Here is a 17317-nt window from a genome sequence, read left to right on the forward strand (position 1 = left end):
ATGCTAAGTTCCACCTCACTTTATGCTGCCATCGATCTTGGCTCCAACAGTTTCCACATGTTGGTGGTACGTGAGGTGGCAGGCAGTATCCAAACGTTGGCTCGCATTAAACGAAAAGTTCGTTTGGCTGCCGGTTTGGATAGGCAGAACCACTTATCGCAAGAAGCGATGGAGCGTGGCTGGCAATGCCTGAAACTTTTTTCAGAACGTTTGCAGGATATTCCTTTGGATCAGATCCGCGTGGTGGCAACAGCAACCCTGCGTCTAGCTTCCAATGCTGACGAGTTCCTGCGCACAGCAACAGAGATCCTCGGTTGCCCCATCCAGGTGATCAGTGGTGAAGAAGAAGCACGACTAATTTATCATGGCGTGGCGCATACCACTGGCGGGCCAGAGCAACGTCTGGTGGTCGATATTGGTGGCGGCAGTACAGAACTGGTGACGGGCAACGGCGCTCAAGCCAATATACTTGTCAGTTTATCAATGGGTTGCGTTACCTGGCTGGAGCGTTATTTCAGTGACCGCAATCTGGCAAAAGACAATTTTGAACGCGCTGAACACGCCGCCCGCGAGATGATCAAACCGGTCGCGAAGCGTTTTCGTGATCACGGGTGGCAAATTTGTGTCGGAGCATCTGGCACTGTGCAAGCTCTGCAAGAGATCATGGTCGCTCAGGGTATGGATGAACTGATCACGCTGGCCAAGTTGCAGCAGCTCAAACAACGAGCAATTCAGTGCGGCAAGCTGGAAGAGCTGGAAATCCCCGGTTTAACACTGGAGCGAGCACTGGTTTTCCCCAGCGGCCTATCTATTTTGATCGCCATATTCCAGGAACTGGCAATTGAAAGCATGACGTTAGCTGGCGGCGCACTGCGCGAAGGGCTGGTGTATGGCATGTTACATCTGCCGGTTGAGTTGGATATTCGCAGCCGAACAGTACGTAATTTGCAGCGCCGTTATTTGCTGGATACTGAGCAAGCCAAGCGTGTCAGTCAACTGGCTGATAACTTTTTACTGCAAGTGGAGAAAGAGTGGCATCTCGATAACCGATGTCGTGAGTTACTGCGAAATGCCTGCTTAATCCATGAAATTGGTTTAAGCGTCGATTTTAAGCGTGCTCCGCAACATGCGGCCTATCTGATCCGCAATCTGGATTTACCCGGTTTCACTCCCGCTCAAAAACTACTGCTCTCTGCTCTGCTGCAAAATCAAAGCGATACGCTCGATTTATCACTATTAAACCAACAAAATGCCTTGCCAATGGCAATGGCACAACACTTGTGTCGTTTACTGCGTCTGGCGATTATTTTCTCCAGCCGCCGCCGCGATGACACTCTGCCAGCGATCAGGCTGCGGGCCAAGGGTGAAACACTGACTGTTTTGCTGCCGCCAGGCTGGTTGCAACAGCATCCATACCGTGCTGAAGCGCTAGAGCAAGAAAGTCACTGGCAGAGCTATGTCCAGTGGCCACTATTATTAGAAGAATTTAACTAAATTCTTTGCTGTTGGGCGGCCAAGGCCGCCCCATCTCCCTCCTTCGCACTGAAATTCCGATAAAACTATCAGACTGTAATCGCCCCCAGTCTTACAAATAAACATCGTATGTATTTTTATAAGATGATGTTTTTTAAAGGGATGACAGTGCATGTACTGCTTCAACACCTCTATACCGCAGGTATACTGGCGAATCTGGAAAATCATAATGTGGTTGCCAACGAATTGATCCACCAAACATATGATGCAAATAACGTCTTTGATACCGGCGACGGCTGCATTAACTTCGCTGCCCGTTACTGTTTCTTTGCATTCGCTAGCTGGGCACGAATATTGGCCAGATGACTCTGGCCTTTTTGCATCCGCTCTTCCGGGCTGACCGCTTTGCGCTCGTTTTCCCAATTAAGATCATCCTGCGGCAGTTCCATCAGGAAACGGCTGGGTTCTGGCCGAATCAGCTCGCCGTATTGCCGCCGCTCTTTGCATAAAGTGAAAAATAACTCACGTTGAGCGCGGGTAATACCCACATAAGCCAAACGCCGTTCTTCATCCACATTATCTTCATCAATGCTACTTTGGTGCGGCAACAACCCCTCTTCCATTCCGACTAAGAAAACATAAGGGAATTCCAGCCCTTTCGAGGCGTGCAGCGTCATAAGTTGCACTTGATCTAACTCCTCGTCACTTTCTCCCCGATCCATCATATCGCGCAGGGTAAAACGCGTAACCACTTGAATCAGTGTCATCGGTTCATTCAGCTCAGACCCTTCCAACATCTCGGTCATCCAACTGAATAATAGATTCACGTTCTTCATGCGCATTTCAGCGGCTTTCGGGCTGGGAGAGGTTTCGAACAACCAGCTTTCATAATCGATACCGTGGATCAAATCCCGTACCGCAGCCACTGGTTCACGTTCCACTAACCGAATAATACCGTCCATCCAATGGGTAAAGCGCTGTAACGACTCCAGACCACGGCCTTTGAGATGTTCGCCCAACCCTAAATCAAAACTGGCTCGAAACAGGCTTTTATTACGCACATTAGCCCATTCACCCAGTTTTTGGATCGTTGCTGAACCAATCTCACGTTTTGGCGTATTCACAATACGTAAGAATGCGCTGTCATCTTCCTGATTGGTCAACACCCGCAAATAAGCCAGTAAGTCTTTGATTTCTGGCCGCGAGAAGAACGAATCACCACCAGAGATACGATAAGGGATGCGGTTTTGCATCAGCAGCTTTTCGAACAACCTTGACTGATGGTTACCACGATACAAAATGGCATAATCGCCGTATTGAGTCTTTTTGACAAAGTGATGCGCGATCAGCTCGCCAACCACCCTTTCCGCTTCATGATCTTCATTATTGGCGGTAATAACTTTCAACTCATCGCCATATTCCAGCGCTGAAAACAGTTTCTTTTCGAAAACATGCGGGTTATTGGCGATCAGGATATTGGCCGCTTTCAGGATTCGGCCAGATGAGCGGTAATTCTGCTCCAGCTTGATCACTTGTAACTGTGGGAAATCTTCATTCAATAAAACCAGGTTCTGTGGACGCGCACCGCGCCATGAATAGATGGATTGGTCATCATCACCCACCACGGTAAAGCGCGCCCGGCTGCCCACCAACAACTTAACCATATGATATTGGCTGGTATTGGTATCTTGGTATTCATCCACCAGCAAGTAACGCAAGCGATTCTGCCAACGCTCACGCACTTCGAGGTTTTTTTGCAGCAACAGCGTCGGTAGCGAGATCAAATCGTCAAAATCCAGCACGTTACAGGCTTTCAGATGAGCATCGTATAAACCGTAGCAATGGGCGAATAGCTTATCGCGCTCAGATCGTACCTGTGCCGCAGCACTCGCCGGATCGAGCAGATCATTCTTCCAATTGGAGATCTGGGATATTAACTGTTGCAGTAACGTTTTATCGTCTTCCAACCACTTGTGGGTCAAATCTTTCAATAAGCCCAGTTGATCCTGCGCATCAAACAGGGAGAAGTTCGATTTCATCCCCAGCGCTTTGTACTCTTTTTTGATGATTTCCAGCCCCAAAGTATGGAAAGTGGCAATCATCAAGCCCCTGGCCTCTTTGCGACCGAGTGTTTGAGCCACACGCTCTTTCATCTCGCGCGCCGCTTTGTTGGTAAAGGTGACCGCTGCGATATGTTTAGGCTGATAACCACACTGGCGGATCAGATGGGCAATCTTGTTTGTAATGACTCTGGTTTTACCCGATCCTGCACCGGCCAACACCAGGCAGGGTCCGGTGACAAATTCGACGGCTTGTTGTTGGCTGGGATTTAATTGCATGGCACTCGGAAACTCTGTGGGTGGACGAGGGGAACAGGATTGTAGCAGAAAGCCGCCAGTGAAAAAAAACTGCCTGCGCTTTTGATTTGTAAAACTCTAACAAGAGTGGCACTCATTGCCACCAAAATACGCTACACTGACGCGCTTCAAGGCCACCTTGAAAATAACCTTCGTTCAAATAACCCTAATAGACCCTATCAACGGGTGGTAATCGTGACTATGGCAAACAAAGCTTCTGCGCTGCACATTCTGGTTGATGATGAAAAGCAGGCAAACGATATTCTGGCACAGTTGAATAACGGTGCAAATTTCCAAGAGTTAGCGAAAAAGTTCTCTAACTGCCCGTCAAAACGTAACGGTGGTGATCTGGGCGAATTCAATAAAGGGGATATGGTTCCAGCATTTGATAAAGCTGTGTTCAGTTGCGAATTGCTGCAACCTTATGGCCCGGTAAAAACCCAGTTCGGTTACCACATTATTAAAGTGTTATACCGTAACTAAATCAGTCGTGCGCCACCTTTAGGCGGCGCAAATAATTTAGTATTATGCCTATCGGTTATCATTTTATGTTATCCACATCAGATTAATGCTTTCAGTTACAATAGTATAAACACTATTGTAACAGTTATTTCTATATCTTCACATTTCACTAAAACGAATAATACACCCGAAAATAACATTAGATAATTCTTACTCCAGGCATCAGAAAATATTAACTAAAACGAGTATTTCAAAAAAAAACAACAAGAAAGATCTCATTAGCAATTCTAACGTTAATTTAAATTATAAATAAAACAATGGCTTAAATTAGTTTTGCTGCGGTATTATTTTTCGTAGGAATTATCCTACACAAATCAGTTAGTTTATCCTATGTAAAGTTAAGACAGAGTTCTATATTCTCTCAGCATCAAGTAATGGATGTGGAAAAATAGACACCATTAAATGACTTAATTAAAGAACATGTGGAAAGCTGACAAGTATAATCGAATAACATTCGCACATATAGTCATTACCCCACTTCATATTAATTAAACTAAATATTCAGTCGTATTTCAATATGACTGAGTATTTGGCTGATTTCTAATTATTATATTGGAGTTTTAAATGAATAAGATCACTTTGGCTATAGCGTTATTCTCTGCGTCCACGACTGCTGCACTGGCAGCCAGTAATAATACGATTACTTTCCAAGGGGAAGTCACAGCACAAACTTGCTCTGTAACTGTCAACGGACTTAATGCAAACCCAATGGTATTGCTGCCAACAGTATCGAGTGGCGAATTGAATACCTCAGGCAAAACAGCAGGTAAAACCACCTTTACGCTGGGCGTATCTGGCTGCACAATAGGCCCTGATGATCTTGATATAAAAACAGTTTTCGTTGGTAGTCAGGTAACAACTTCCGGTAACTTAAAAAATACGGGCACTGCCACGAACGTTGAACTTCAGTTACTGAAAGACGCAACAACAATAGCCGGCATCGATTTGAATAGCGGCTTGCCACAAGATGGTATAGTGTTAAAAGCAGGCGAAACAACAGCAGAGCATGATTTTGCGGTTCAATATTACTCAACCGGAATAGCAACTCCTGGTTCTGTGATTGCCTCTGTACAATACGCAGTTTCTTATCTGTAATATCTACCCTCCCAGAGTAGATATACTCTAATTAATTGACGCTGCAATCAGGCAAAGTTGTCAGAACTCGATAAACTTAGCAGTAAGTGAGTCGGATGACCTTCATAGCCCGCAGCGTCAAGTACCGACAAAAAGAACCATTCGGCCAGTTTCCTTTAGAGGACATACCCATCATGCTTAATATACAAAGCTACAGTTCTCGTTATCTGTTAATCACTTTATTAATTTTTATGGGTATATCTTCTGCCAAAGCCAGCGTGGTCATGAACGGCAGTCGTATTATATATTCGGCGGGGGAAAAAGAGCACAGTGTGCAATTGACCAATAAAGATAACTTCCCTAATGCTGTTCAGGTCTGGCTAGACAGTGGCGATGCCCAATCAACGCCAGAGACGGGTAAAGCGCCCTTTATTGTCACCCCTCCATTCTTTCGTATTGAAGCAAATGCGGGGCAAACATTGCGGCTGAAATATACCGGTAGCGGCCTGCCAACTGATAGAGAGTCTGTGTTCTACCTTAATTTTTTACAGGTACCTCCCGTCAATAAAGCAGAGAAAAATAATAAAATGTTAGTGCTGATGCGTAATCGCATTAAGATATTTTATCGGCCCGAAAGCATTACTGGTCGTATTGACCAGGTATCCAACGCACTGACTTTTAGTGTGCGCCAACAAGGTAAAGATGTTGTTATTACGGGAAATAATCCGACAGGTTTCTATGCCACCATCGCCAGTGGGGAAGTCGTTGGGGCAGGTAAAAAACTTAAAATGAAATCAGAGATGATCCCTCCGATGTCTCAAGCCAAGTGGGTTATTCCAAACTCATCTGCACCTTTTAAAGCTGTTGTTAATTTCCTGATAGTGAATGATTTCGGTGGACAAGATAGCGGCAGTTATACCCCATAGATTTCAATATGCAGGAACACGGCAAATGAGAGGCAAATCGGACAGAATCCGATTTTAAAGCATTTATGCTACCTCGCAGAGATGAGGCTCTCATTGAGCTAGAACCACTGATATCATTAAGTGATTCTATTTATTAAGTACAGCCAACACATCTGCAACTTTAAAATTGATAAATATGCCGTGTTTAGTAGTAACTTTCCGGTAAAGGAAGATCTATGGAGTTCGCACGCGTCGTTGCCAAAAAAGAATTCTCTGCCCGTAAGAAAGCATTAACATTATGTATTACCTTAATATTACATGTTGACGTTGTTCTGGCTCAAGAAGAACCACAAAGCCTCGAATTTGATGAGTCTCTCTTTTTAGGGACAAATTTTGCCTCAGGTTTGAATCAGCTTAATAAAGAGAATTCGGTTACCGCTGGCAATTACGAGGGCGTAGATGTCTTAGTTAATAACAAACAGTTTAAACGCACGGCCATTAAATTTGTTAAGAATGCGGATTCATCCGAAGTTTACCCCTGCCTGAGCGATGAGTTCTTAACGTCAATGGGTATTGAACTGATTGACAAGAACAGTACCGACACCAACGAACCCAGCCTCCAAGAGACAGAGCCAGTCTCAGATTCTGCTGCCGCGACATCTACAGAACAATGCGGGCCATTGGCTGAGCGGGTAAAAGGGGCATCTTTTCATTTTGATCAGGCAAAACTGCGCTTAGAACTGGCAATTCCACAAGCTTTGCTGCAAAACCGGCCCAGGGGCTATATCGAGCAGAGTGAATGGCAGGAAGGTGAAAAACTCGCGTTTATTAACTACAGTTCCAACTTTTATCGTAGCGACACTCAGTCGCAACAAAATAGCACCTCTGACTACGGCTTTATTGGCCTAAAAAGCGGCCTTAATCTTGGGTTATGGCAACTACGCCAACAATCAAACGTGCGTTATACCAGTAATAGTAATAACAGTGATACCCAATGGAATAATATCCGCACTTATATACAGCGCCCTATCCCACAATTAGATAGTCAATTAACGCTGGGCGAAACGTTTACCGACAGTACCCTATTTGGCACTATGTCATTTCGTGGCGTTAAAATGGCAACCGACCAACGTATGTGGCCAGAGTCAATGCGCGGTTTTGCGCCTGAAGTGCGTGGTGTTGCCAGCACCAATGCCAGAGTTGTTATTAGCCAGAATGGGCGTGAAATATATGAAACTAACGTTGCTCCTGGCCCATTTGTTATTAATGATTTATATAGCACCACCAGCCAGGGTGACCTCAATATTGAGGTTATTGAGGCAAATGGTAGCCGTTCGACATTTACTGTGCCATTCAGTGCCGTGCCGGATTCAATGCGCCCAGGAGTGAGCCGTTATAATGCCGTGGTCGGGGAATCTCGTGATTTCACTAATATTGATACCTATTTCACTGATTTCACCTATGAGCGTGGCCTTACCAATCAGTTAACGGCTAATAGTGGCCTTCGTTTAGCGCAAGACTATACGGCATTACTCGCCGGTGGTGTATTGGGTACGACAGTTGGTGCGTTTGGCCTTAATGCCACCTATTCTTATGCCAAAGTTGAAGATGACCAAACACAAGATGGCTGGCGGCTACAAGCCACCTATAGCCAGACATTTAGTGACACTGGGACGACATTATCATTAGCCGGATATCGCTATTCAACCAAAGGATATCGCGATTTAAATGATGTTTTCGGTGTGCGTTCAGTGCAACAAAATGGCGGTACCTGGGATTCATCGACCTATAAACAACGTAGCCAATTCACCACCACAATAAACCAAACTTTGGGTGGTTATGGGCAACTCGCAGCTTCCGCATCGACCAGTGATTATTATAACGATACGCAGAGAGATACACAGTTACAGCTAAATTATTCAAATAGCTACCGGGATATCAGTTATAACGTAGCAATCAGCCGCCAGCGTACTATTTATACATCTACCCAGTTTAGTTGGGAGGATGAGGATGCTAATGAGACAACAACACGCTATGGCGATACTGAAAACATTGCATCATTAACTGTGTCTATTCCTCTGAATATTGGCAGTAGGAATCAATATTTATCAATGTCTGCCAACCGTAACCCGAAAAGTGGCAATAACTATCAGACGTCATTATCCGGTACTGCCGGTGAACGTAATACGTTGAACTATTCTGTGAATGCTGGCTATGACGACAGCAATATCAGTGGCAGCTCAAATAATTGGGGGGCAAATATACAAAAACAATTCCCTAATGCGACTGTCAATGGCAGCTATTCTCGTGGCAATAATTATACCCAATATGGTGCTGGCGCTCGCGGAGCGGCAGTAATACATCGAAAAGGCGTGACCCTCGGGCCATATCTCGGCGAAACCTTTGGTTTAATTGAAGCGGATGGCGCTCAAGGTGCGACAGTACGAAATGCGCAAGGCGCGAGAATTGATAGTAACGGTTTTGCCCTAATACCGGCATTAACACCTTATAATTACAATACGGTTGGCTTGGATACCAAAGGCATTAATCGCAACACGGAGTTGAAAGAGAATCAGGGGCGCGTCGTCCCTTATGCCGGAGCCGCGGTGAAAGTGAAATTCGAAACCTTGACCGGCTACGCGGTATTAATCCAAACCCAGACCGCCGAAGGTGAAGGATTACCACTGGGCGCAGATGTGTATACCAGTGAAAATGAAATTGTCGGCATGGTAGGCCAAGGGAATCAGATCTACGTACGCGTGAAAGAGGACAAAGGTTCGCTCCATGTTCGCTGGGGTGAAAACAGCAACGAACAGTGTGAATTACCTTATGCTTTGGGTAGCCAGGATACTGAGCAAGAGATCATCCATATCACAGGCAGTTGCCGCCGTTAACAATTATGAGAACAATAATGTTAAGACCAACAGAACAACTCATATCTTACGACACCTCACGGCTAACCAAGTCTTGCCGTTACCACCGCGCGCGCACGGTGGTAAGCATGATATTACTTATTGGGCTATTTAGCCCATCAGCATGGTCAGCTTGCACTCGAATTACAGCACAGAATCAGCTAGGTGCAGGTGATGGTACGGCAGGTACGTGGGCCGGCTCCCTGGATAACAATAATGGATCACTCGGCTTACCGGGTGTTATTGACCTTAGTACTGCGGCCAATTTTCAACCCGACGGCACATTATTAGCCGCTGCGACATCTGACTTTACCACCTTTGCACTGAATACCGGTTATGACCCTGATCGGGTACTGTTCCGCTGTGCCGCAGCCGACGTCGATCAGCTTTTCGAGATGTATGCCACTAACGGGGATAACGATTTTGGCGGCAAGAATGAAGATGGTGCGATTGCAGGCAATGTACCCTCCGGCTTTGCGACTTATGTCCGTAATGTGGTTATCAGGCTGACTAACCTGTCCACGGGTGAATATTACTCACGCCTCTGGAAAGGCCGACGCTTAACCGGGTTGGATACCGACAGCACTGGCCGTATTTTGGTCAAAGCTAAGAACTTTAGTAACCTATATACCGAGCTATTCCGTATCGATTATGCCCGTTCCAGCACCAACAATGCCGCATCTTATACCTATGCTTACACTCAGCCAAATGCCTATATCGCCTTTAAGGGGCCGGGTGTTAGTGGCCCGATTGAAGGAACTGACTCGGTATCAAACTGGCCCGGTTGGTATTCGACCTGGCCTGCCTCTATCGGGTTGTACAATTATGTGACTTTTCGTCGCACTACAATTTGCGCGGTAACCAACTTTACGCCAACCGTCATATTACCCAGGATTTCTGTCGCAGAACTCAATAACGGCAATACCAGTTCGGCTGAGTTTAATGTGGATTTCCAATGCCAGACCGGTATCACCTCCGGCGTTAATGCAGGCGCTGTAGCAATGGGCTTTCTGGTGCCGGCAGCGAATGCGGCCAAAGCGCAGGCTTTGGGATTAATGAACGGCAGTGGTGGTATTAGCCATTTGGTATCAGATAATTATGGCACCGCGGGTATGGCAAGTGGCGTGGGGATACGTATCTACCGCAACAATAACCCGATTTATCTGCTATCAAAGAATGTGACTCAAACCGGAAATAGCGGTGGCTGGTATGGTATCTTCCAGGGCGCACAGCAGTTAACCGGTACGGTGAGTGGCGGGAACAGTTACACTGAGAACTTTCGGGCTGAGTTAAGCAAAATCAGCGGGCAAACCGTGACGCCAGGAGCAGTGAATGCACATGCGCAAGTGGTTATACGTGTCCAATAATCGCTTTTTCAAACGTGAAAGTCGCAAGTTTAGTGGCTTGCTGCTTTGGCTAATGATGGCCTGTAGTGTACCGGCGCAGGCAAGTGTGATTGCGGAAAAAACACGCGTTATCTTCAGTGAAGGCAACACTGAAGAATCACTGCAACTGGTTAATAGCAATAGCTATCCGGTGGCGGTACAGGTTTGGGTGGACGACGGCGACTTGATGGCAACACCGGAGAAAGCGATTTCTGCCGTATTAGTGTTACCTCCACTGTTTCGATTACAACCACAGGCACAACGCAGCCTACGATTAATTTTGTCGGGTGCCAGTAAATTACCGGTGGATCGGGAATCTGCATTTTGGCTCAATGTTTACGAGATCCCACCTAAAGCGGCACCTAAAGCCGAAGATGAATCTTTCGTTACGCTGGGCTTACGGCTGCAATATAAAGTTTTTTACCGGCCTAAAAACCTACCAGCACCGGGAAATACTCTTGGTACAGCGTTAGCTTTCACGCTTGAACGTAGCGGCGACACCACCTTGGTTAAGGTTAATAATCCGACCCCTTATTATGCGTCGTTAGCGTCTTTAACATTCGGTTCCGCTGAAGGGCTACCGGATATGGTTGCCCCCTATTCAAAGCTCGACTTTCTGCTAAACAGCTCACCAGTCCCAGGCAGTAAAATCGTCAATTTTGTTTTAATTGATGATTTAGGTAACCGTAAACCTTTTAGTTACGAGCTGAAGTAAAAAATTCATCAAAATCGACCGTCCAGAAAGGCGGTCTATATTATTACTCTCAATATTATTTATTCCTTAAACCCCGGCTTACCATTTTCGGCTCGCCATTTTTTATTTCTTTAACAAGCCCTTCTGGAGTATCTTCCTGATTAGAATTAGGGTAAAAAATTATATCAGTACCATCTGGATGTTCTGATAACCGAACAAATTCGCGCACAGCGTCATCGGCTTCGACTTCAGTTTCATAATCAACATTACATATTTTACAAGCGAATGCTAAAAACTCAGCCTCAGTATAATCTTCCAGCTTATTTTTACGTCAATTTTACTCTCTTCCTTTATATGAATGGATTTTAATATGTAACTTAGGTGTTACTATACGTAGATTGTCCATATCGTAAACTTCTCCGCCGTCTTTAATTGGGACGACATGATGAAGCTCAAATTTAGTCCTTCCACCTACCTGACTTTTCCCCCTGAGGATATGGTGCATAACCTCGTTTAAGAAACGTAATGTTACGTAAGCTAAACTGCCCAGACAGCTCAGACAGCTCAGACAGCTCAGGATCATTCGCCACCGCACGCCAAAACGCTTCCCTGAATCTATCAAAACTACTGAATTTCATGCCACGTAATTTATCCGCAATCTGTGCAGAAATGGCAGCTCCCTGCCCTCTACCTGCTTTCGCCAGCCAAATTCCAAAAATCCATTCGCCCTGACCTGTTACCTCACCCGGCTCATCCCGTGGGCTTTTAAAATAAACATACACCGGCTCCAGCCCCGACTCTGCTGGGAACCAGATGATGTAATCGTGGAAACTCACCTCCTCATGGGCAAGGAAAGTCAGCGTTCCCCTCGTCGCCAGAATCTTGATATCAGTGCCGGTATGCTGCGGGAAAACGGGTGTACTGGCAGGCTGCGGCATGGCCGAACTGATAACCGTGCCGGGGTAAAGGTGAAAGTACGTGGCGGCAGAGTGTCGGTGGTAAAAGTATAAACACCGTTACGAATGACGGCTTCGACTTCAATTTGGGCAAGCACGCCACAACTGGGGTCCACTGTTTCTACTGCTCGCTATCGCTCTGCTGCAAAGGTAGCTTCTATTGCCATCCGGGCAAGTGAAGACGTTGACTGACCGCGCACAATAAGCTCCAGCTCTTTTTCTCTTGAAGTTCGTTGTAAATTACCAATGATATTATCAAGCGCTAATCCGTCATTATCACAGCAAGAAGCAGCAACCTTGCCTCCTGCCACCAACCCCTTAAACCCATTGGCAATATGCGGATAATTAAGATGGGAACTCTCTCTGGCCCAAATACCCCATCGGGCCAGAGTAGTTTGAATATCACTCATTACTTATCTCATTTTATATTTAAAATCCTTCTCATGATGAGATTAATATCAGACAGAGTAATTTCATAAAACAAAAAGGCCTCACTAATTAGCGAGGCCTATTTATTATCAACAAAATTATTTTGTAATTCAGAAAATCAAAAAGCAGACATTATTGGTGAGGTGTTTAACCACGATTAGCACTTTGCAAGAGTTTATCGGGCCGTGATAGCATTAATTTACGAAATATCCCCCTGACCGAAACGCAGTTAATCTGAAATAAAAAAGCCCCCCGTTACTGGGAGGCTTAATATCAAATAACACACTACAGTCGGTTATTAGCCGGCAACCGCGATACGTTTCATATCGGTCATATAGCCACGCAGCTTATGGCCTACAGCTTCAATTGGATGATTACGAATAGCTTCGTTTACATCGCGCAGTTGGGCATTATCTACCGCTGTTCCGGCAACACTTTTGCCTAAATCGCCCGCTTGCAGAGAATCCATAAACTTACCTTTCAGCAATGGCACTGCTGCATTGGCGAATAGATAGTTACCATATTCTGCGGTATCAGAGATAACCACATTCATTTCATACAGGCGCTTACGGGCAATGGTATTGGCGATTAATGGCAGTTCATGCAAGGATTCGTAATAAGCAGATTCTTCAATGATACCTGAATCAACCATCGTTTCGAATGCCAGTTCAACGCCCGCTTTGACCATAGCAATCATCAATACGCCGTGGTCGAAATATTCTTGTTCAGAGATTTTGCCTTCAAACTGGGGCGCGTTCTCAAATGCTGTTCTGCCGGTTTCTTCGCGCCAGTTCAACAGTTTAACGTCGTCTTCCGCCCAGTCTGCCATCATGCCACTGGAGAAAGCGCCGGAGATGATGTCATCCATATGTTTTTGGAACAACGGAGCCATAATCGCTTTCAGTTGCTCAGATAACGCATAAGCCCGCAGTTTAGCTGGGTTAGACAGGCGATCCATCATCAGCGTAATCCCGCCTTGTTTCAGCGCTTCGGTGATGGTTTCCCAACCGAATTGAACCAGTTTCTCAGCGTAAGCGGCGTCAGTACCTTCAGAAACCAGTTTATCGAAACACAGCAGTGAACCGGCCTGCAACATACCACACAGAATAGTCTGCTCGCCCATCAGGTCTGATTTAACTTCCGCAACGAAAGAAGATTCCAATACACCGGCACGGTGGCCACCCGTTGCTGCTGCCCACGCCTTGGCAATCGCCATGCCTTCGCCTTTAGGGTCGTTTTCCGGGTGAACGGCGATCAATGTCGGCACACCAAAACCACGTTTATACTCTTCACGCACTTCCGTGCCAGGGCATTTTGGCGCAACCATCACCACGGTGATGTCTTTGCGCACTTGTTCACCCACTTCTACGATATTGAAACCGTGGGAATAACCCAGTGCCGCGCCCTCTTTCATCAGTGGCTGAACAGCCTTAACGACGGCGGAATGCTGTTTGTCTGGCGTCAGGTTAACCACCAAATCTGCTTGCGGGATCAACTCTTCGTAAGTACCTACTTTAAAACCGTTTTCAGTTGCTTTACGCCATGAAGCTCGCTTCTCGGCAATGGCCTCTTTACGCAGGGCGTAAGCCACATCCAGACCGGAGTCACGCATGTTCAAGCCTTGGTTCAAGCCTTGTGCGCCACAGCCGACGATCACCACTTTTTTCCCTTTCAGGTAGCTTGCTTCATCGGCGAATTCGTCGCGGGTCATAAAGCGACACTGACCTAATTGCGCCAACTGCTGACGCAGGTTCAAGGTGTTGAAATAGTTAGCCATGATATTACTCCGTTCGGGTTCTGTTTTATGGGTGCAGCTATTTATTCTAGTTACTGCCAGCGAATAATGTGTTTGCGTGACGAATATTGTGTTTGTTAATAGCTATTGTGTGTTGCTGTTTTCTCACATCCCCTGTCGGTGTCGGGGATTGCCTTGAACTCACTATATGACAGGAAACTCATTGCTGAAATTGATATATTAACAATGTGATATTGCAGATTCTGCAATGTGGGCTATTTTTCGAACAATACACTGCATCTTCTCACCCCAGAGGCACTCTGTTATGGATTTACGTGACCTGAAGTTGTTTCTACATTTGGCTGAAAGCCGCCATTTTGGTCGCACCGCCAAAGCGATGCATGTGAGTCCATCCACCCTATCGCGCCAAATCCAGCGTCTGGAAGAGACTATCGGCCAACCGCTGTTTTTACGCGATAATCGCACAGTACAGTTGACGGATGCCGGTACTCAATTGAAAGCCTTCGCTCAGCAAACATTGCTGCAATATCAGCAATTGCGCCATGCCTTGGGCCAACATGGGCCATCGCTGAGTGGTGAGCTACGGCTATTTTGTTCGGTGACCGCCGCCTACAGCCATTTGCCGCCGATTCTCGACCGCTTTCGGGCGCGCCATCCGTTGGTTGAAATCAAGTTGACCACCGGTGATGCCGCCGATGCAGTCGATAAAGTGCAATCTAATGAAGCTGATCTGGGTATCGCTGGCCGCCCTGAAGTGCTACCGACCACCGTGTCCTTTACTCAAATTGGCGAGATACCGCTGGTTTTGATTGCTCCCGCACTGCCTTGTGCAGTGCGCTCACAGGTATCAATTGAACAACCCGATTGGGCCACTATTCCATTTATTTTGCCCGAGCACGGCCCATCGCGAAAACGCATTGATTTATGGTTCCGCCGCCAGCGCATCAGTAACCCATTGATTTATGCTACTGTTTCCGGCCATGAGGCCATTGTCTCGATGGTGGCACTAGGGTGTGGGGTGGCGCTTATTCCATCGGTGGTGGTAGATAACAGCCCGGAACCGGTGCGTAATCGCATTTCTCTGTTAGATGATGTTTCGCTGGTCGAGCCATTTGAGCTGGGAGTTTGCGTGCAGAAAAAGCGGCTCAATGAACCGCTTATTGACGCATTTTGGAGACTATTATAGTTTCCATAATGAATATCTCTTAGCAAAGAGGGCATCTGCTAATGAGGTGAAACATAATTCATAACAGGGATAAGACTTCTCTTCCCCAGAGTAGCACTAATAATAGTTTCCTCAGGGGCTGGTGTTTTCTCTTGAGTAGGGAAACTGCTGATTGAATCGGCCAACTGGCGGGTATCACTAAGCGAGTTATTCGTAATATTTTTATCAATCGGCCTATATTTTGTTTCGTAACTTATTTCATTATTTTCTTCAATCGTGCGAATCATATTACCATTAGTATCAAACTCATCTACGACCTTTTTAGTGATCTCACCAGTAGAATCAAATACTTCTACAATCTTTCCAGTTATCTTACCCATAGTAGAGAAATTCAGTTCAATCTTACGCGTTAAATTGATACCATCTTTATAATACTGAGTAATACGTTTACTCCCTTTGCCATTAGCATGAATATATTGCTCTGTACTTTTCTTTAGTATTCCATCCATAGAATAATTTAATTCTGTCTTCTTAATTAGTTTACTATTGGTAACATCGTATTCTTTCTCAATGCGTTGACGAAGATTACCGCCAAATGAATACTCATCATTGATTATTTTACTCACTTTACCATTAGAGTAATGACGTGATTCAACATCTTTGGCATTCTTGCTATTGTAGTTTATTTTACCAGACCAGGATAACTCACCATTTTTATGGTAACCAAACTCCTCTTTACTCGTTAAATCACGGTTACTATTGAAAATCAATTTTCTACACAGCCCCTGCCCTCTACTCTTATACTCAAATACCGTTCTTTCAATAAGGCTACCGTCTGAATTACATTCATCACTTTTAATAACACGGCCGCTGAAGTCATAATGTAATTTAGTTCTTGAATTAATGTCTCCATTTAGGTTGTAGATCTTTTCATCTATTACGGAGCCATCGGCTTTATAGCTGAAACTTTCAGACTTTATTAACTTGTCACGAATATTAAATTGCTCTTTCTCTGTTTTCTGACCGAGAGGGTTGTAGGTAGACTTTGTGCGCCCAGTAAATCTATCCCCCGAATATCTAAACGACTGGCTTTCGATTAACTTGTTGTCTAAGCCATATCTGAAGTAGCTAACTACTTTAGTATTATTTTTGTTCACAGAGATAAAGTAAATTATATTACCGGCAGAATCACTCGCAGAAATGGAGTCCAGATCGACTGTCTTTTGCATTTTACTAAAACGAGTGTAATATCCCGAATCTTTATTCTCTTTAGTTGCCTGAGTGACTTTTTGAGTGAAACATCTTGTTTCACCGCTAAAAGGCGTATCATCAGCATGGGTCTGAAAGATGCTTCCGGTAGTATTATGATAAATATCATCCCAATAAAAGTATGACAAGCCAGCAGGTATAGAGGCTCGAGGCTGTACTAATAACTCACTCATAGATAAACTCCACTGTATTATTTTAAGTTTGGATGATTCAATAAAAATTAAATCATTCAATCACGCAATATTAACTACGACATCATTCATCAGTATTAACAATGTCGATAATTATATTACGCTGCAATAACACAGCATTTTATTTATAATACTTATTTTTGAGAGTATATAAGAAGATAAATATAATTAAATTACCAATAAAAAACTCAGAGAGCTTCACTCTGAGTTTTTGTCGACAATAATATGT

At 45.1% G+C, this 17317-nt stretch carries 13 protein-coding genes and 2 pseudogenes; 8 read left to right on the forward strand and 7 right to left on the reverse strand.

What is annotated here, in order from left to right:
• Positions 1–1494: an exopolyphosphatase gene (gene ppx / locus AT01_RS11360; RefSeq protein WP_004704162.1), complete on the forward strand. Its 1494-nt coding sequence runs from the start codon at positions 1–3 to the stop codon at positions 1492–1494.
• Positions 1495–1790: 296 nt separating this feature from the next.
• On the opposite strand, the gene rep is transcribed toward ppx, so the two are convergent.
• Positions 1791–3812 carry a DNA helicase Rep gene (rep, locus tag AT01_RS11365; RefSeq protein WP_004704163.1) on the reverse strand — a complete coding sequence of 674 codons (2022 nt, stop codon included), beginning with the start codon at positions 3810–3812 and terminating at the stop codon, positions 1791–1793.
• Between the two features lie 219 nt (positions 3813–4031).
• Between rep and ppiC the strand changes: the two genes are divergently transcribed.
• The 6 genes from ppiC (at position 4032) to AT01_RS11395 (ending at position 11343) form a co-directional block, all read left to right on the forward strand.
• A complete protein-coding gene (ppiC, locus tag AT01_RS11370) occupies positions 4032–4313 on the forward strand; it encodes a peptidylprolyl isomerase PpiC (protein ID WP_004704164.1) in 282 nt (93 codons plus the stop codon).
• A 603-nt stretch (positions 4314–4916) separates the two neighbouring features.
• Positions 4917–5447: a fimbrial protein gene (locus tag AT01_RS11375; RefSeq protein ID WP_042547228.1), complete on the forward strand. Its 531-nt coding sequence runs from the start codon at positions 4917–4919 to the stop codon at positions 5445–5447.
• 173 nt (positions 5448–5620) lie between these two features.
• A complete protein-coding gene (locus tag AT01_RS11380) occupies positions 5621–6352 on the forward strand; it encodes a fimbrial biogenesis chaperone (RefSeq protein WP_042547229.1) in 732 nt (243 codons plus the stop codon).
• 215 nt (positions 6353–6567) lie between these two features.
• A complete protein-coding gene (locus AT01_RS11385; protein WP_042547230.1) occupies positions 6568–9225 on the forward strand; it encodes a fimbria/pilus outer membrane usher protein in 2658 nt (885 codons plus the stop codon).
• 107 nt (positions 9226–9332) lie between these two features.
• Positions 9333–10610 carry a fimbrial usher protein StbD gene (gene stbD, locus AT01_RS11390; protein ID WP_042547231.1) on the forward strand — a complete coding sequence of 426 codons (1278 nt, stop codon included), beginning with the start codon at positions 9333–9335 and terminating at the stop codon, positions 10608–10610.
• Positions 10576–11343 carry a fimbrial biogenesis chaperone gene (locus AT01_RS11395; protein WP_042547232.1) on the forward strand — a complete coding sequence of 256 codons (768 nt, stop codon included), beginning with the start codon at positions 10576–10578 and terminating at the stop codon, positions 11341–11343. The genes stbD and AT01_RS11395 overlap by 35 nt, the downstream gene beginning before the upstream one ends.
• A 59-nt stretch (positions 11344–11402) precedes the next feature.
• On the opposite strand, the pseudogene AT01_RS20795 reads toward AT01_RS11395, so the two are convergent.
• From AT01_RS20795 to ilvC, 5 genes and pseudogenes are all read right to left on the reverse strand, one after another.
• Positions 11403–11641, reverse strand: a pseudogene (locus tag AT01_RS20795) (bacteriocin immunity protein).
• Positions 11642–11659: 18 nt separating this feature from the next.
• The gene (locus tag AT01_RS22490; RefSeq protein WP_327212956.1) at positions 11660–11827 is read right to left on the reverse strand and encodes an HNH endonuclease signature motif containing protein; all 168 of its coding nucleotides are present in this window, start codon (positions 11825–11827) and stop codon (positions 11660–11662) included.
• Entirely contained in the window at positions 11781–12260 is a 480-nt protein-coding gene (locus AT01_RS21320; protein WP_042547233.1) for an S-type pyocin domain-containing protein, read from the reverse strand. Before AT01_RS21320 ends, AT01_RS22490 begins: the two co-directional genes overlap by 47 nt.
• Before the next feature lie 182 nt (positions 12261–12442).
• Positions 12443–12688, reverse strand: a pseudogene (locus tag AT01_RS11405) (antiterminator Q family protein); the annotation flags it as partial.
• Between the two features lie 317 nt (positions 12689–13005).
• Positions 13006–14484, reverse strand: coding sequence for a ketol-acid reductoisomerase (gene ilvC, locus AT01_RS11410; RefSeq protein ID WP_042547234.1), 1479 nt, complete (start codon positions 14482–14484; stop codon positions 13006–13008).
• Between the two features lie 283 nt (positions 14485–14767).
• Between ilvC and ilvY the strand changes: the two genes are divergently transcribed.
• Positions 14768–15649, forward strand: coding sequence for an HTH-type transcriptional activator IlvY (ilvY, locus tag AT01_RS11415; protein WP_042547235.1), 882 nt, complete (start codon positions 14768–14770; stop codon positions 15647–15649).
• Positions 15650–15687: 38 nt separating this feature from the next.
• Here ilvY and AT01_RS11420 read toward each other — a convergent pair whose 3' ends face one another.
• Positions 15688–17070 carry a hypothetical protein gene (locus tag AT01_RS11420; RefSeq protein WP_042547236.1) on the reverse strand — a complete coding sequence of 461 codons (1383 nt, stop codon included), beginning with the start codon at positions 17068–17070 and terminating at the stop codon, positions 15688–15690.
• Positions 17071–17317 lie beyond the last annotated feature (247 nt).

The sequence above is a fragment of the Yersinia aldovae 670-83 genome (genome assembly GCF_000834395.1).
In the GTDB taxonomy this organism is placed as follows: Bacteria; Pseudomonadota; Gammaproteobacteria; order Enterobacterales; family Enterobacteriaceae; genus Yersinia; species Yersinia aldovae.

What these genes read in the sequence shown, in the direction of transcription:
- ppx (WP_004704162.1), top strand. Translation starts at nt 1, where the DNA reads ATGCTAAGTTCCACCTCACTTTATGCTGCCATCGATCTTGGCTCCAAC.
- rep (WP_004704163.1), bottom strand. Translation starts at nt 3,812, where the DNA reads ATGCAATTAAATCCCAGCCAACAACAAGCCGTCGAATTTGTCACCGGA.
- ppiC (WP_004704164.1), top strand. Translation starts at nt 4,032, where the DNA reads ATGGCAAACAAAGCTTCTGCGCTGCACATTCTGGTTGATGATGAAAAG.
- AT01_RS11375 (WP_042547228.1), top strand. Translation starts at nt 4,917, where the DNA reads ATGAATAAGATCACTTTGGCTATAGCGTTATTCTCTGCGTCCACGACT.
- AT01_RS11380 (WP_042547229.1), top strand. Translation starts at nt 5,621, where the DNA reads ATGCTTAATATACAAAGCTACAGTTCTCGTTATCTGTTAATCACTTTA.
- AT01_RS11385 (WP_042547230.1), top strand. Translation starts at nt 6,568, where the DNA reads ATGGAGTTCGCACGCGTCGTTGCCAAAAAAGAATTCTCTGCCCGTAAG.
- stbD (WP_042547231.1), top strand. Translation starts at nt 9,333, where the DNA reads ATGATATTACTTATTGGGCTATTTAGCCCATCAGCATGGTCAGCTTGC.
- AT01_RS11395 (WP_042547232.1), top strand. Translation starts at nt 10,576, where the DNA reads ATGCACATGCGCAAGTGGTTATACGTGTCCAATAATCGCTTTTTCAAA.
- AT01_RS22490 (WP_327212956.1), bottom strand. Translation starts at nt 11,827, where the DNA reads ATGCACCATATCCTCAGGGGGAAAAGTCAGGTAGGTGGAAGGACTAAA.
- AT01_RS21320 (WP_042547233.1), bottom strand. Translation starts at nt 12,260, where the DNA reads ATGCCGCAGCCTGCCAGTACACCCGTTTTCCCGCAGCATACCGGCACT.
- ilvC (WP_042547234.1), bottom strand. Translation starts at nt 14,484, where the DNA reads ATGGCTAACTATTTCAACACCTTGAACCTGCGTCAGCAGTTGGCGCAA.
- ilvY (WP_042547235.1), top strand. Translation starts at nt 14,768, where the DNA reads ATGGATTTACGTGACCTGAAGTTGTTTCTACATTTGGCTGAAAGCCGC.
- AT01_RS11420 (WP_042547236.1), bottom strand. Translation starts at nt 17,070, where the DNA reads ATGAGTGAGTTATTAGTACAGCCTCGAGCCTCTATACCTGCTGGCTTG.